Source organism: Streptomyces cinereoruber (assembly GCF_009299385.1).
Classification (GTDB): Bacteria; Actinomycetota; Actinomycetes; order Streptomycetales; family Streptomycetaceae; genus Streptomyces; species Streptomyces bikiniensis.
Genome location: NZ_CP023693.1, coordinates 1226413 through 1239801 on the forward strand (window position 1 = coordinate 1226413; position 13389 = coordinate 1239801).

Genomic DNA, 13389 nt, shown 5'->3' on the forward strand with positions numbered 1-13389 from the left:
TACCGGCAAGTAGCGGAAAATCTCCGTGCTACGTTCGGCCGATGAGCGATTCCGTCGTACTGGACCCGGTCGATCTGCATATTCTTCGCCTCTTGCAGAACGACGCCCGGACCACCTACCGCGAGCTCGCCGCCGAGGTCGGCGTCGCTCCCTCCACCTGTCTGGACCGGGTGGCCCGGCTGCGGCGCACGGGCGTGGTCCTCGGGCACCGGCTACGTCTGGATCCGGCCAAACTCGGCCGTGGGCTCGAAGCGCTCCTCCTGGTCCAGGTCCGCCCGCACCGCAGGGAGCTGATCGGTCCGTTCGTCGACCGGATCCGGGCCCTGCCGGAGTCCCGGGCCCTGTTCCACCTCACGGGCCCCGACGACTACCTGGTGCACGTGGCCGTCGCGGACCCCGCCGACCTGCAACGACTCGTCCTGGACGAGTTCACCTCCCGCCGCGAGGTGGCCCGGGTGGAGACCCGGCTGATCTTCCAGCAGTGGGAGTGCGGCCCGCTCCTGCCGCCCTCCGCGAGCCCTTCCTTGTCAGCCGACTGAAGCCCGACGAGGATGACGCGGGCCCGCGGGAAAGGCCAGGATGGCCCCCATGCCAGAGATCTCCCGCAGCCCGCTGCCCCGCCAGGTCGCCGACGACCACGTCGACGCACTCGTCGCCCTCGACCCGATCACCGGTACGTACCTGGGAGTCAGGGAGAGCGCCGGACTGCTGCCCGACTTCTCGCCGGCCGGCCGGGAGGCCGTGGCCGACCTCGCCCGCCGCACGCTCGCCCGGCTCGACGCGGCCGAGCGGACGCCGGGGGCCGACGGCGACGCCGAGCGGCGGTGCGCCCGGCTGCTGCGGGAGCGCCTGACGGCGGAACTGGCCGTGCACGAGGCCGAGGAGGGCCTCTGTACCGTCAGCAACATGCGCTCGCCAGCGCACAGCGTCCGCATCGCCTTCACCGTGATGCCGACGGAGACCGAGGAGGACTGGACGGCGGTGGCGTCCCGGCTGCGCGCGGTGCCGGCCGCCCTGGAGGGCTACCGCTCCTCGCTCGCCCTGGGCCTGGAGCGCAAGCTGTTCGGAGGCCCCCGCGCCACCGCCACCTTCGTCGGGCAGCTCACCGAGTGGGCGGGCGGCGGCGAACGGCCCGGCTGGTTCGAGGAGTTCGCCGCCGCCGCGCCCGACGCGCTCCCCGCGGGGCTCCGCGCCGAACTGGCGGCGGCGGGCGAGGAGGCCACCGCGGCCGTCGGGGCGCTGCGGGACTGGATGCGGGACGTGTACGCCCCGGCCGTCGCCGGCGCCCCGGACACGGTGGGCCGCGAGCGCTACCGGCGCTGGTCCCGCTTCTTCAACGGCACCGACCTGGACCTCGACCAGGCCTACGCGTACGGCTGGTCCGAGTACCACCGGCTCCTCGGCGAGATGCGGACCGAGGCCGAGCGGATCCTGCCCGGCGCGGGCCCCTGGGAGGCGCTGGCCCACCTGGACGAGCACGGCACCCACATCGAGGGCGTCGACGAGGTCCGCGACTGGCTCCAGCGGCTCATGGACGAGGCCGTCGAGGCGCTCGACGGCACCCACTTCGAACTCGCCGAGCGGGTGCGGCGGGTGGAGTCCCGCATCGCCCCGCCGGGCGGCGCCGCCGCGCCGTACTACACCGGCCCGTCCGAGGACTTCTCGCGGCCCGGCCGCACCTGGCTGCCCGTGGACGGCACGACCCGCTTCCCGGTGTACGACCTGGTGTCGACCTGGTACCACGAGGGCGTGCCGGGCCACCACCTCCAGAGCGCGCAGTGGGTGCACGTCGCCGACCGGCTCTCCCGCTACCAGGCGACCATCGGCAAGGTCAGCGCCAACATGGAGGGCTGGGCGCTGTACGCGGAGCGCCTGATGGACGAGCTGGGCTTCCTGCCCGACGCGGAGCGGCGCCTCGGCTACCTGGACGCCCAGATGATGCGCGCCTGCCGGGTCGTCGTGGACATCGGCATGCACCTGGGCCTGGAGATCCCGGCGGACTCCCCCTTCCGTCCGGGCGAGCGGTGGACCCCGGAGCTGGCCCAGGAGTTCTTCCAGCTGCACAGCAGCCGCCCGCCGGCCTTCGTGGAGAGCGAGATGACCCGCTACCTGTCGGTGCCGGGGCAGGCGATCGGCTACAAGCTGGGCGAGCGCGCCTGGCTGCTGGGCCGCGCCAGCGCCCGGGCGGCGCACGGCGAGGCGTTCGACGCGAAGGCCTGGCACATGGCGGCCCTCTCCCTGGGCCCCCTCGGCCTGGACGACCTGGTGGACGAGATCTCCCGGCTCTGAGGATCCGGCAGCGGGGCGGTCCCCGGCCACGAGGCCGTAAGGGGGCGATCCCCCGGCTCCGGGGCCTCGGCGGGGGCGATTCCCCGGTCGTCCGCCCGGTCGGCCCGGGATCTCCCTTGATCGGCGGGGGATCCGCCTGCTATTCCTCCCCCATGACCACCGCCTACACGCCGGACGCCACGGACTGGCGCATCCTCGAAGCCCTCCAGTCCGAGGGCCGCGCCAGCTTCGCCGAACTCGCGCGCGCCGTGTCGATGTCGCCGTCCGCGGTGACCGACCGGGTGCGGCGCCTGGAGAAGGCCGGGGTGATCACCGGGTACACGGCGCTCGTGGACCAGGACCGGCTGGGGCTGCCCATCCTGGCCTTCGTGCGGCTGCGCTATCCTCACGGCAACTACAAGCCGTTCCACGACCTGCTGGACACCACGCCGGAGGTCCTGGAGGCGCACCACGTCACCGGCGACGACTGCTTCGTCCTGAAGGTCGCGGCGCGCTCCATGCGGGACCTGGAGACGATCACGGGGAAGATCGCCGGGCTCGGCTCGGTGACGACCAGCGTCGTCTACTCCTCCCCGCTGCCCCGGCGCTCCCTCAGCCGCTGAGCGCGTCCCCTCCGGCGCGCAGCCGCACCGCCGAGCCGTGCCGCTCCTTGACGACCTCCAGCTGGGCCGGGATCCGGCGGCGCAGGTCGCCGACGTGGCTGACGATGCCGACGCTGCGGTCCCGCTCGCGCAGCGAGTCGAGGACGTCGAGGACCTCGTCCAGGGTCTGCTCGTCGAGGCTGCCGAAGCCCTCGTCGATGAAGAGGGTGTCGAGCCGGACGCCGCCCGCCTCGTCCGTGACCACGTCGGCGAGGCCGAGGGCGAGGGCGAGGGAGGCGAAGAAGGTCTCGCCGCCGGAGAGGGTGGCGGTGTCGCGCTCGTTGCCGGTCCAGGCGTCCACGACGTGCAGCCCGAGGCCGGCCCGCTTGGCGCCGGAGCGGGCGTCGGAGTGGACGAGGGTGTAGCGGCCCGAGGACATGCGCAGGAGGCGGGCGGTCGCGGCGGCCGCGACCTGTTCGAGCCGGGCGGCCAGGACGTACGACTCCAGGCGCATCCGGCGCTCGTTCTCGGCGGAGGTGCCGGCGGTGAGGGCGGCGAGGCGGGCCACCCGCTCGTACTCCTCGCGGAGCGGTCCCAGGCGGTGGACCTCGGCGGCGGCCCGCCGGGAGAGGTCGGTGAGGTCCGCGGCCCGTTCGCGGGCGGCGGCGAGGGCGGAGTCGGCCTCGCGCAGGGCGCGTTCGGCCGCCGTGTGGGCGGCCTCGGCGGCGGCGGGGTCGGCGGGCGGGAGCACGGCGGCGGCCGCGGTGCCCGGTTCGGCGAGCCGGTCCGCGACGACGGCCTCCTCGGCCTGCCAGACGTGCAGGCGCTCCTCGGCGCCGCGCCGCTCCCCCTCGCCCAGGAAGGCTTCGGCGGCCTCGTCGGGGGTGGCGAAGCCCTCCTGGTAGGCGGCGTCGGCGAGCCGGGCGTCGGCCTCCTTGAGGCGCCGGTCGGCGAGTTCGGCGGCGCGCACGGTGTCGGCGGCCTCGGTCAGGAGGTCGATCCGCCGCTCCAGGCGGGCGGCGTGTTCGGCCACGGTGGCGAACGCGCCGCGTCCCCGGTCCAGCTCCTCGTCCAGCGCGGCCCGCTCCTGGTCGAGGGCTTCGCGCCGCGAGGTCCGGGCGGCGACCCGCCGCTCGGCCTCCCGCTGCGCCGCCACCCGCTCCCCGTGCTCGTGCTCGGCCCGCGCGAGCGCCTGGCGCGCGGTGTGCGCCTGTCCGGCGAGCGCGTGGGCCTCGGCGTGGAGCCGGGTCAACTCCTCGACCTCACCGGCCAGTTCCTCGACAGCGGGATCGACGGCGTGGGCGGCGGTGGGACCGGCGACAGGACCGACGGCGGGACCGGCGGCGGCCGGGTCGCCGTCCGGGGCGGGGCGGGCCTCCGCGCGGGCCGCGGCCCAGGACTCGCGGGTGACGGCCAGTTCGCGTTCGGCGGCCGTACGGGTCTCCTCCGCGGCGGTGTAGGCCGCGTAGGCGGCCTCCTCGGTGGCGCGGTCGACGTGGCCGGCGGTGGTGCGGGCGGGGGCCGGGTGGTCGGTGGAGCCGCAGACCTGGCAGGGGGCGTCCGCCTCCAGGCCGGCCGCGAGTTCGGCGGCGATGCCCTCCAGGCGCCGGGACTTGACGTCGAGCCAGGTCTCGTGGGCGTCGTTCCGCCGCTCGCGGGCCTCCGTCAGACGGGCCTCGGCCGCCTCGGCGCCCCGGGCGAGGGCGTCGCGGCGGCGGGCCGCGGCGAGCCGGCGGCGGGCGGGCTCCAGGCGGCCGGCGAGGTGTTCGGCGCGGGCGACGGCGTCCCGGGCGGCCTCGGCGTGTCCGGCGAGCCGGGCGCGGCGCGGCTCCCAGCCGGCGAGCCAGTCGGCCGCGTCCCGCAGGGCCTCCTCGTCGGCGCGCGCCTCCCGTGCCAGTACGGCCCGTTCCTCGGCGACGGCGGCGGCGCGGTGCTCGGCGCGGCGGGCCGGTTCGAGTCCGCCGAGCTCCCCGCGCAGCCGGTTCTCCAGGGCGGCGAGCTGCTCGGCCCCGGCGTCGGCAAGGTCGGTCGGCAGTCGGGCGCGGGAGCGGGCGAGGGCGGCGCGCGCGGCGTCCCGCTCGCGCTCGGCGTCCCGGCGCAGGGCCAGGGCGGGGGCGACCCGGTCGGCCCGGACGCCCCGGTCGAGGGCGGCCCGGAGCCGGTCGCGCTCGGGGGCCCGCTCGGCGATCCGCTCGCGGCGCCGGAGGGCGTCGGCGTGGCGGGCCTGGCGGGCGGCGAGGTCGCGCTCGGCGTCGAGGGCGGCGCGCGCGGCGTCCCGGCGGCGCTCGGCGGCGGCGAGCCGCAGGCCCGCGACGTCCAGGGCCTCCCGCGCCTCGGTGCGGGCGACGGCGGCCCAGGTGAGGACGGCGGCGGCGAGCCCGGGTTCGCCGGGCCCGCCCTCGACCGGAGTGCGGGCGGCGTCGAGGCCGCCGGCGGCCTGGGCCATGCGGTGGGCGAGGGCGAGCAACCGCTCGTCCCCCTCCCGCACCCGCTGTTCGGCCACGCGCCGCAGGTCGGCCAGGCGTTCCTCGACGGCGGCGAAGCGGCGGGTGTCGAAGAGGCGGCCGAGGAGCTTGCCCCGGGCCTCGGCGTCGGCGCGCAGGAAGCGGGCGAAGTCGCCCTGCGGGAGGAGGACGACCTGGCAGAACTGCTCGCGGCTCATGCCGAGGAGCTGGGTGATCTCCTCGCCGATCTCCTGGTGGGAGCGGCTGAGGCCGTTCCAGGCGCCGGTGGCCGGGTCGTACTCGCGCAGCCAGGTCTGGGCCTTCTCGGTGGTGAAGCCGGTGCCGCGCCGCTTGGGCCGCTGCTGGGCCGGGCGGCGGGTGATCTCCAGCCGCCGGTCGCCCACGGTCAGTTCGAGGAGGACCTCGGTGTACGTGCCGACGGGGGCGTGGTCGCTGCGCAGCGAGGCGCCGGGGGTCTGGCGGACGCCGGGCACGCTTCCGTAGAGGGCGAAGCAGACGGCGTCGAGGACGGAGGTCTTGCCCGCGCCGGTCGGCCCGTGGAGCAGGAAGAGGCCGGCGGAGGACAGGGCGTCGAAGTCGACGGTCTGGGTGGCGCCGAAGGGGCCGAAGGCGGTGATCTCCAGGCGGTGCAGCCTCACCGGCCCACCTCGCGCTCGGCCGTGTCGACCCGTACGTCGTCGAAGGCGCCGTACAGGACGGCCCGTTCGGCTCCGTCGAGCGGCGCGCCGCCGCGCACGTGGGCCACGAAGTCCTCCGCGATCTGCTGGTCGCTGCGGTCGCGGAGCCGCTGGGCGTAGGAGGCGCCGGTGTCGCCCCCGGTCCGCTCGGGGTCGAAGACGAGGTTGAGGGTGTGCGGGAAGCGTTCGGCCAGCCGGTTCATGGGGTCGGCGGGGCGTACGGGGTCGGTGAGGGTGGCCTCGACCCAGGAGTCCTCGTGGCGGGCGTGCGCGGGGTCGGCGAGGAGGTCGTCGAGCCGGCCCCGGAGCCGGGCGAGGGGGCGCGGGACGGGGCAGTCGAGGCGTTCGGCGGCGAGGTCCGCGCCGTCGGGGCCCGCCGGGCCGAGAGCGACCAGCCACATGGTCTTGCGGTGGTCGGTCTCGGAGAAGGAGTAGGCGAGGGGGGAGCCGGAGTAGCGGACCCGGGGGGTGAGGGTCTGGCTGCCGTGGAGGTGGCCGAGGGCGACGTAGTCGACGCCGTCGAAGATTCCGGCGGGGACGGCGGAGACGCCGCCGACGGTGATGTCCCGCTCGCTGTCGCTGGGGGCGCCGCCGGCGACGAAGGCGTGGGCGACGACGACGGAGCGGGTGCCGGGGGGCCGTCCGGCGAGGTCGGCGCGGACCCGGTCCATGGCGGCGGCGAGCACGGCCTCGTGGCCGGCCTTCCCGGCGCCGAGGCGCTCGCGGACGAGGGCGGGTTCGAGGTAGGGCAGGCCGTAGAGGGCGACGTCGCCGTGGGCGTCGGCGAGGACGACGGGGGTGCCGATGCCGTCGGGGTCGGTGCGGAGGTGGATGCCGGCCCGTTCGATGAGTCCGGCGCCGACGCCGAGGCGGCGGGCCGAGTCGTGGTTGCCGGAGATCATGAGGGTGGGGACGCCGGCCTCGGCGAGCCGGTGCAGGGCGGTGTCGAAGAGTTCGACGGCGGACAGCGGGGGCACGGCCCGGTCGTAGACGTCGCCGGCGACGAGGACGGCGTCGACGCGGTGCTCGCGGACGGTGGCCACGAGGTGGTCGAGGAACGCGGCCTGGGCGCCGAGGAGTCCGACGCGGTGGAAGGACCGGCCGAGGTGCCAGTCCGAGGTGTGCAGGAGCCTCACGGTGCCGTCCCACCCCGCATGTGTGCCGTCCCTCCCCCGCCGGTGCCCGCACCGGTCTCCGTTCGTGTGCGCCCACCACGCTATCCCGAGCGGGGGTGTGGGCGCGGCCGTCCCGGTGGCGGAGCACCGGGGTCGGGCGTCACACGTCGCCGTACGCCTCGCCGCCGAGCTCGAACGTCGCCGTGCCCGCCGTGGCGTCGGCGAGCCAGGCGCGGAAGGCGTCGACGTCGGCGTCCGGGAGGCCGATCTCGATCGTGACGGCGTCGGCGTACCGCACGTCCCGGACGGCGCGGCCGGTCGCCCGCAGGTCGTTCTCCAGTTTGCCCGCCCGCTGGTGGTCGACGGTGACGGTGGCGAGCCGGAAGCGCTGCCGGGTCACGGTGCCGAGCACGTCGAGGGCTTCGCCGACCACGCCCCCGTACGCGCGGATCAGACCGCCCGCGCCGAGCTTCACGCCGCCGTAGTAGCGGGTGACGACGGCGGCGACGTACCGCGTCTCGCGGCGCAGCAGCATCTGGAGCATGGGGACGCCGGCCGTGCCGCCCGGTTCGCCGTCGTCGCTCGCCTTCTGCACGGAGGCGTCGGCGCCGATGACGTACGCGAAGCAGTTGTGGGTCGCCGTGGGGTGTTCGCGGCGGATCCTCGCCACGAACTCCTGCGCCTCCCGCTCGTCGGCGACGGGCGCGATCGCGCAGAGGAAGCGCGAGCGGTTGATCTCGGTCTCGTGCACGCCCTCGCGGGCCGGGGTGCGGTACTGCTCCTGCATCCGACCAGCCTACGTTCCGCCGGGCCGGTGCTCCCCGGCGGCCGGTGGGGCACCGGGAATCAAGGGCCGGCGCGGCTCGTTCTCCCGGGAGACGGACCGCGCCGAGGAGAGGCAGCAGAGACGATGAGCGCCGACAGCACGACCACCGCCGGTACCGCCGGGTACTCCGCCTCGGAGGCGGTACGGCGGATCCTGACGTCCACGGGCGACACCTGGGCGGTGGTGGGCCTCTCGAACAACCGGGCCCGGGCGGCCTACGGGGTCGCGGCCGTCCTCCAGCGCTTCGGGAAGCGGATCGTCCCGGTCCACCCGAAGGCGGAGACGGTCCACGGCGAGCGGGGCTACGCGTCCCTCGCGGACGTCCCCTTCCCGGTGGACGTCGTGGACGTCTTCGTCAACAGCGACCTCGCCGGCGGGGTCGCGGACGAGGCCGTGGCGATCGGCGCCAAGGCGGTCTGGTTCCAGCTGGACGTGATCGACCAGGACGCCTTCGCCCGCGTCCGCGAGGCGGGCCTGGACATGGTGATGGACCGCTGCCCCGCCATCGAGATCCCGCGCCTGGGCTAGCCCTCCCGGGTCACGGGGACGCCGAGGCCCTCCAGGACGACCGCGCCGGGGAGTTGGGCGAGGGCCTTGCCGGGGAGGATGAGCTTGCCGCGGCGGCGGCCGCTGCCGACGAGGACCCAGGGCGTGTCGGCCACGGCGGCGTCCACGAGGAGCGGCCAGTCGGCGGGGAGGCCGACGGGGGTGATGCCGCCGTACTCCATGCCGCTCTCGCCGGTGGCCGTGTCCGCCGGGGCGAACGAGGCCTTGCGGGCGCCGAGGTGACGGCGCACCACCCCGTTGACGTCGACGCGGGTGGCGGAGCCGACGACGCAGGCGGCGAGGGTCGTGTCGCCGCCCCGCCTGGCCGCCACGACCACGCAGTTCGCGGAGGTGTCGAGGAGGTCGGCGCCGTGGTGCTCCACGAAGACGGCGGTGTCGGCGATGGCCGGGTCGGTGTCGACGTACAGCACCTGGTCGGCCGGGACGGGGCCCGTCCAGGCGCGGACGGCGACGGCGACGGGGCCGGTCAGGAGGTCGAGGCAGTCCGGGGCGGGCCGGGCGTCGGTAAAGTCTCCGATGGGTGCGCGCATGTGCGTCACGCTAACAACCGGTGCCGGGGTGGGCGGGGGCCGTCTCGGAGTACGGGCGGAGGGGCGCGTGCGGGCGGGAGGGTGCGTACGGGCTGGGGGGACGTACGTGCGTACGTCCTTCACTCGCCCGTCAGGACGCCGCCGTGCCCGCCTGTTCGACCTCCCACTCCGCGAGCGCCGCGAGCTGCTCGGGGGTGACGTCCTCCGGGATCGGGACGGGGGCGGGGGTGCGGAGCGGGGGCTGCCAGCCGTTCTCCGGGTCCCAGCTGCGGACCACCTTCGCCGGGGCGCCGGCCACGACCGAGTGGTCCGGGACCTCGCCGCGCACCACCGCGCCCGCCGCGACGACCACGTTCCGGCCGAGGCGCGCGCCGGGCAGGACCACCGCGCCCGTGCCGAGCCAGCAGCCGGGGCCGATGGAGACCGGTGCCGAGCGGGGCCACTGGCGGCCGACCGGCTCGTCCGGGTCGTCGTAGCTGTGGTTGGTCGAGGTGATGTAGACGTACGGGCCGCAGTAGGTGTCCGAGCCGATCGTCACCTCCGCGTCGGCTATGACGTGGCTGCCCCGGCCGAGGACGACCCCGTCGCCGAGGGTCAGGACCGTCTCCGTCCCGAGGTCGAGGCCCGGGAGCATCCCGGCCGTCAGCGTCACCTGCTCGGCGATGATGCAGCACGCGCCGATCTCGATCCACCGCTCGCCGAAGACCGTGCCCTGCGGGAAGGCGAGCCGGGTCCCCTCGCCGAGGCGGCGGAAGCGCAGTTTCCCCTGGTGCTCGGCGGTGACGGCGCCGGCCCGCTGCGCCCAGCGCCAGCCGCCCTGGAGGGCGTGCGCGACGACCCTGCGCCGCCAGGCGGCGAGGGATGAGAACGTGTTTCTGTTCCTGGGCACCCGGCCACGGTAGTCGGCGCCGTCGCGCCCGATGACCGCCGTGCGCTGTGATGTCCGTCATGAGCACGGCATAGGCTGCGGCCCGGGGGCACCCCCGGGCGCGACACGACGGCTGACGAGCAGGAGCGAAGAACCATGACAGAGGCGTTGATCAAGGGCGTGGGCGGCAAGGAGCCGCGGATCGACCCGACGGCCTTCACCGCCCCGACCTCGGTGGTCCTCGGCGAGGTCACTCTCGGCGCCCGCGCGAGCGTCTGGTACCACACGGTGCTGCGGGCGGACTGCGGCCCGATCGGGATCGGCGAGGACTCCAACGTCCAGGACAACTGCACGGTCCACGTCGACCCCGGCTTCCCCGTCTCGATCGGGGCCCGGGTGACCGTCGGCCACAACGCCACCGTGCACGGCTGCGTCATCGAGGACGACGTGCTCGTCGGCATGGGCGCCACGGTCCTCAACGGGGCCCGGATCGGCGCCGGGTCGCTCGTCGCCGCCCAGGCGCTCGTCCCGCAGGGCATGCAGGTCCCGCCGGGCTCGCTGGTCGCGGGCGTACCGGCGAAGGTGCGCCGCCCGCTGACCGAGGAGGAGCAGGCGGGCATCCGGCTCAACGCCGAGATGTACCTGCACCTGGCCAAGGGGCACGCGGAGGCCTTCGAGGACTGAGCGCGTCCCGTACGGCGGCGAGGACGACGAGAAGGAGGGCGGCACCCGGCCGGGTGCCGCCCTCCCCTCCGTACGGAAGCCGCTCAGTCCGCCGCCGCGACCGGCACCGGCTCCGGCTCGGTGGCCCGCTCCGCGGCCGCCTTCTTGGCGCGGTTCTTGAGGACCAGCATCGAGGTGAGGCCGATCAGGACGGCCAGGACGAGGCCGAGCCAGGAGAAGCGCTTCAGCCACGCCTCGGCGACGATCCCGACGGAGTAGATGACGGCCGTGGTGCCGCCGGCCCACAGGATGCCGCCGAAGACGTTGGCGACGAGGAACTTCCAGTACGGCATGTGGAGCACGCCCGCGAGCGGCCCGGCGAAGATGCGCAGCAGGGCGACGAAGCGGCCGAAGAAGACGGCCCACATGCCCCACTTCCGGAAGGAGCTCTCGGCGAGTCCGATGTTGGCCTCGCTGAAGTGCTTGGGGAACTTCCTGCCCAGCCGGGCGAGCAGGGGTCTGCCGCCCTTGCGGCCGATGGCGTAGCCGATCGAGTCCCCGATGATCGCGCCGGCGGTGGCGCAGGCGCCGAGCACGTACGGGTTGATGTCGCCGTGCTGCGAGGCGAGCAGCGCCGAACTCACGAGGACGATCTCGCCGGGCAGCGGGATGCCCAGGCTCTCCAGGCCGATCACCACGCCCACAAGGACGTAGACGGCGATCGGAGGGATCGTCTCCAGCCACTCCAGGACGTGCAACGCGGCTTCCTCCCGTTTCGGCTCCCCGGTCGCGCCCCGCCCGTGGTCGGGGGCGCGGCGCCGTCGTGCGCCTCGGCGGGCACGCCGGGGCAGCCTACCCGGTCGGGGCGGACGGGCCTCGCCGCGGAAGGCGGGGCCGGGACCGGTTCCGGGCGGGGAACGCGTCCGCCCCGTACCGGAAGGGGTACGGGGGCGGAGGCGCGCGGTCCGGGCCGGGTCAGGCGTTCGGGCGCAGGGTCCAGACGACGGTCATCTCGCCGGTCACGGCGCCGTCCTCGCGGGTGATGTCGATCCGCACCGGGAACTCCGGGCGCTGTCCGGCGTCGAGCTCGGCGACGACCTCGGCGGCGGGGCGGCCCAGGGTGGCGGTGGCCGTGACGACGCCCATGGCCAGCTTCTTGTAGCCGATCTCGGCCTTGACGGCGAGCGGGACCGCGCGGCTGAGCTGGTCGCCGAAGGCGGCGAGCACGATGGCGCCGCTGGCGGACTCGGCGAGGGTGAACATCGCTCCGGCGTGCGGGCCGCCGACGTGGTTGTGGTAGGCGGGCTGGTCCGGCAGGCGCACGACGGCGCGCTCGGCGGTGGTCTCCAGGAACTCCAGGTTCAGGGTCCCGGCCATGGGAACCGTCGCGGCGAGCATCTCGCCGACGGTCATCTGGTCTGCGCTCATGGAGCGCGATGTTACCCGCGAGTAGAGGCCTTGGCCATCCCCCGCGGCCCCCTCGGACCGGGGGCGGGCGTGGCCGGGAGGCCCCCGCACCTCTATGGTTACTGGCCATGTGGCCAGGACAGCAGCCGCCCGGGGGCGAGCAGAACCCGCAGGACCAGAGTCAGAACCCGTACCAGCAGCCGGGGTACCAGCAGCCGAACCCGTACCAGCAGCCGCCGGCCCAGCCCGGATACCCGCAGCAGCCGCCGACGCAGCCGGGTTACGGCCAGCAGCCGCCGGTCCCGCCGGGGTACCCGCAGCAGGGGTACGGCCCGCAGCCGGGGCAGCCGAACCCGTACCAGCAGCCGACCGTGCCGCAGCAGTACGCGGTCCCGGGTCCGGGGCAGCCCGGTCCCGGCGGTCCCGGCGGGAAGAAGAAGACGGCCCTCGTGGCGATCCTCGCCGCGACCGCCGTGGTCGTCGCGGCCGGCGTCACCGGTTACCTGGTGCTCGGCAAGGACGACAAGGAGGCGACCGCCGCCGACCCGAAGCCGTCCGCGACGAACACCGCCTCCGTCGATCCGTCGGCGGCCCCCGAGCCGAGCCAGTCGTCCGAGCTCGACAACCCGCGCGACGGCGCCGCGCGGCAGCCGACGATCCCCGGCTGGAAGGTCGTCCACAACCCGAAGTACGGCACCCTCTTCGACGTACCGCCGGAGTGGGAGGTGTCGAAGCCGGGGACGATCAGCTTCCTGGAGGACGAGAAGAAGGGCGACGGCAGCCCGCTCGTCACGATGTCCGGGCCCACGCACCTCAAGGGCAAGTGGTGCACCTACGACACCAACAAGGACGGCAGCGAGGAGTCCTGGAGCCTGGCGTCGGCCGGCACCAAGGGCGGCCAGGGTGCCAAGAGCACCGCGGAGGCCGCGTACAACGAGGCCGGCACGTGGGTGTGGGGCGGCTACGCGCAGCACATGCCGCAGAACACGATCAAGATCACCAAGGCCGTGCCGTACACGACGAAGTCCGGGCTCACCGGCAGCATGTCGACGGCCACCGCCCCGAACGTCAAGAAGCGCAACAAGTGCGAGTCGGACGGCAAGGCGATCGCCTTCACCTTCAAGAACGCGAAGAACGACTTCTCGACCTGGGTCCTCAACGCGGCCGACGGCGTCACCGACGAGCTGCCGGACGCCACGATCCAGCAGATCCTCTCCACGGTCCGTCTCGCCGAGGACTCGTGACGGCGGGGGAACCGTGACGTCGGGGACGCCCGACCACCAGGGCCCGTGGGCCGCCGGGACCCGTCGTCCCGGCGGCCGGTGCGACGCCCCGTCCGGATATCGGTTTGGCACTTCGGCGGGGCGGCGGGGATAGTCCCGGGGTGACATCACCCGCCGA

At 75.1% G+C, this 13389-nt stretch carries 13 protein-coding genes; 6 read left to right on the plus strand and 7 right to left on the minus strand.

The genetic code is table 11. The features are described 5' to 3' along the window. Window positions 1-41 precede the first annotated feature (41 nt). The 3 genes from CP977_RS05375 (at window position 42) to CP977_RS05385 (ending at window position 2891) form a co-directional block, all read left to right on the plus strand. Window positions 42-539, plus strand: coding sequence for an Lrp/AsnC family transcriptional regulator (locus CP977_RS05375; RefSeq protein WP_109186568.1), 498 nt, complete (start codon window positions 42-44; stop codon window positions 537-539). A 49-nt stretch (window positions 540-588) separates the two neighbouring features. After that, on the plus strand, window positions 589-2289 hold the full coding sequence (locus CP977_RS05380) for a DUF885 domain-containing protein (protein ID WP_183953349.1): 1701 nt from the start codon (window positions 589-591) through the stop codon (window positions 2287-2289). A gap of 152 nt (window positions 2290-2441) precedes the next feature. Then, window positions 2442-2891, plus strand: a complete 450-nt coding sequence (locus tag CP977_RS05385; RefSeq protein WP_152369709.1) for an Lrp/AsnC family transcriptional regulator — start codon at window positions 2442-2444, stop codon at window positions 2889-2891. Here the strand turns inward: CP977_RS05385 and CP977_RS05390 are convergent. The 3 genes from CP977_RS05390 to CP977_RS05400 form a co-directional block, all read right to left on the minus strand. Beyond that, window positions 2881-5973, minus strand: coding sequence for an AAA family ATPase (locus CP977_RS05390; RefSeq protein WP_152369710.1), 3093 nt, complete (start codon window positions 5971-5973; stop codon window positions 2881-2883). The genes CP977_RS05385 and CP977_RS05390 overlap by 11 nt on opposite strands. Continuing rightward, window positions 5970-7148, minus strand: coding sequence for an exonuclease SbcCD subunit D (locus CP977_RS05395; protein ID WP_109186572.1), 1179 nt, complete (start codon window positions 7146-7148; stop codon window positions 5970-5972). Before CP977_RS05395 ends, CP977_RS05390 begins: the two co-directional genes overlap by 4 nt. Window positions 7149-7287: 139 nt before the next feature. Further along, entirely contained in the window at window positions 7288-7914 is a 627-nt protein-coding gene (locus CP977_RS05400) for a YigZ family protein (protein WP_062758084.1), read from the minus strand. A gap of 123 nt (window positions 7915-8037) precedes the next feature. On the opposite strand from CP977_RS05400, the gene CP977_RS05405 reads away from it, so the two are divergent. Continuing rightward, window positions 8038-8481: a CoA-binding protein gene (locus CP977_RS05405; protein ID WP_062758086.1), complete on the plus strand. Its 444-nt coding sequence runs from the start codon at window positions 8038-8040 to the stop codon at window positions 8479-8481. On the opposite strand, the gene CP977_RS05410 is transcribed toward CP977_RS05405, so the two are convergent. After that, window positions 8478-9050 (minus strand): YbaK/EbsC family protein, encoded by a 573-nt coding sequence (locus tag CP977_RS05410; protein ID WP_152369711.1) that lies wholly within the window; start codon window positions 9048-9050, stop codon window positions 8478-8480. The two genes, CP977_RS05405 and CP977_RS05410, sit on opposite strands and share 4 nt — an antisense overlap. A gap of 130 nt (window positions 9051-9180) precedes the next feature. Further along, the gene (locus CP977_RS05415) at window positions 9181-9939 is read right to left on the minus strand and encodes an acyltransferase (protein WP_062758090.1); all 759 of its coding nucleotides are present in this window, start codon (window positions 9937-9939) and stop codon (window positions 9181-9183) included. Window positions 9940-10074: 135 nt separating this feature from the next. Here CP977_RS05415 and CP977_RS05420 point away from each other — a divergent pair, with 135 nt between their 5' ends. After that, the gene (locus CP977_RS05420) at window positions 10075-10602 is read left to right on the plus strand and encodes a gamma carbonic anhydrase family protein (protein WP_062758092.1); all 528 of its coding nucleotides are present in this window, start codon (window positions 10075-10077) and stop codon (window positions 10600-10602) included. An 83-nt stretch (window positions 10603-10685) separates the two neighbouring features. On the opposite strand, the gene CP977_RS05425 is transcribed toward CP977_RS05420, so the two are convergent. Together CP977_RS05425 and CP977_RS05430 are read right to left on the minus strand one after the other, a co-directional pair. Then, window positions 10686-11339 carry a DedA family protein gene (locus CP977_RS05425; protein ID WP_109186574.1) on the minus strand — a complete coding sequence of 218 codons (654 nt, stop codon included), beginning with the start codon at window positions 11337-11339 and terminating at the stop codon, window positions 10686-10688. A 217-nt stretch (window positions 11340-11556) separates the two neighbouring features. Continuing rightward, a complete protein-coding gene (locus tag CP977_RS05430; protein WP_030214413.1) occupies window positions 11557-11994 on the minus strand; it encodes a DUF4442 domain-containing protein in 438 nt (145 codons plus the stop codon). 122 nt (window positions 11995-12116) lie between these two features. Between CP977_RS05430 and CP977_RS05435 the strand changes: the two genes are divergently transcribed. After that, window positions 12117-13232: a DUF8017 domain-containing protein gene (locus CP977_RS05435; RefSeq protein ID WP_109186575.1), complete on the plus strand. Its 1116-nt coding sequence runs from the start codon at window positions 12117-12119 to the stop codon at window positions 13230-13232. Window positions 13233-13389 lie beyond the last annotated feature (157 nt).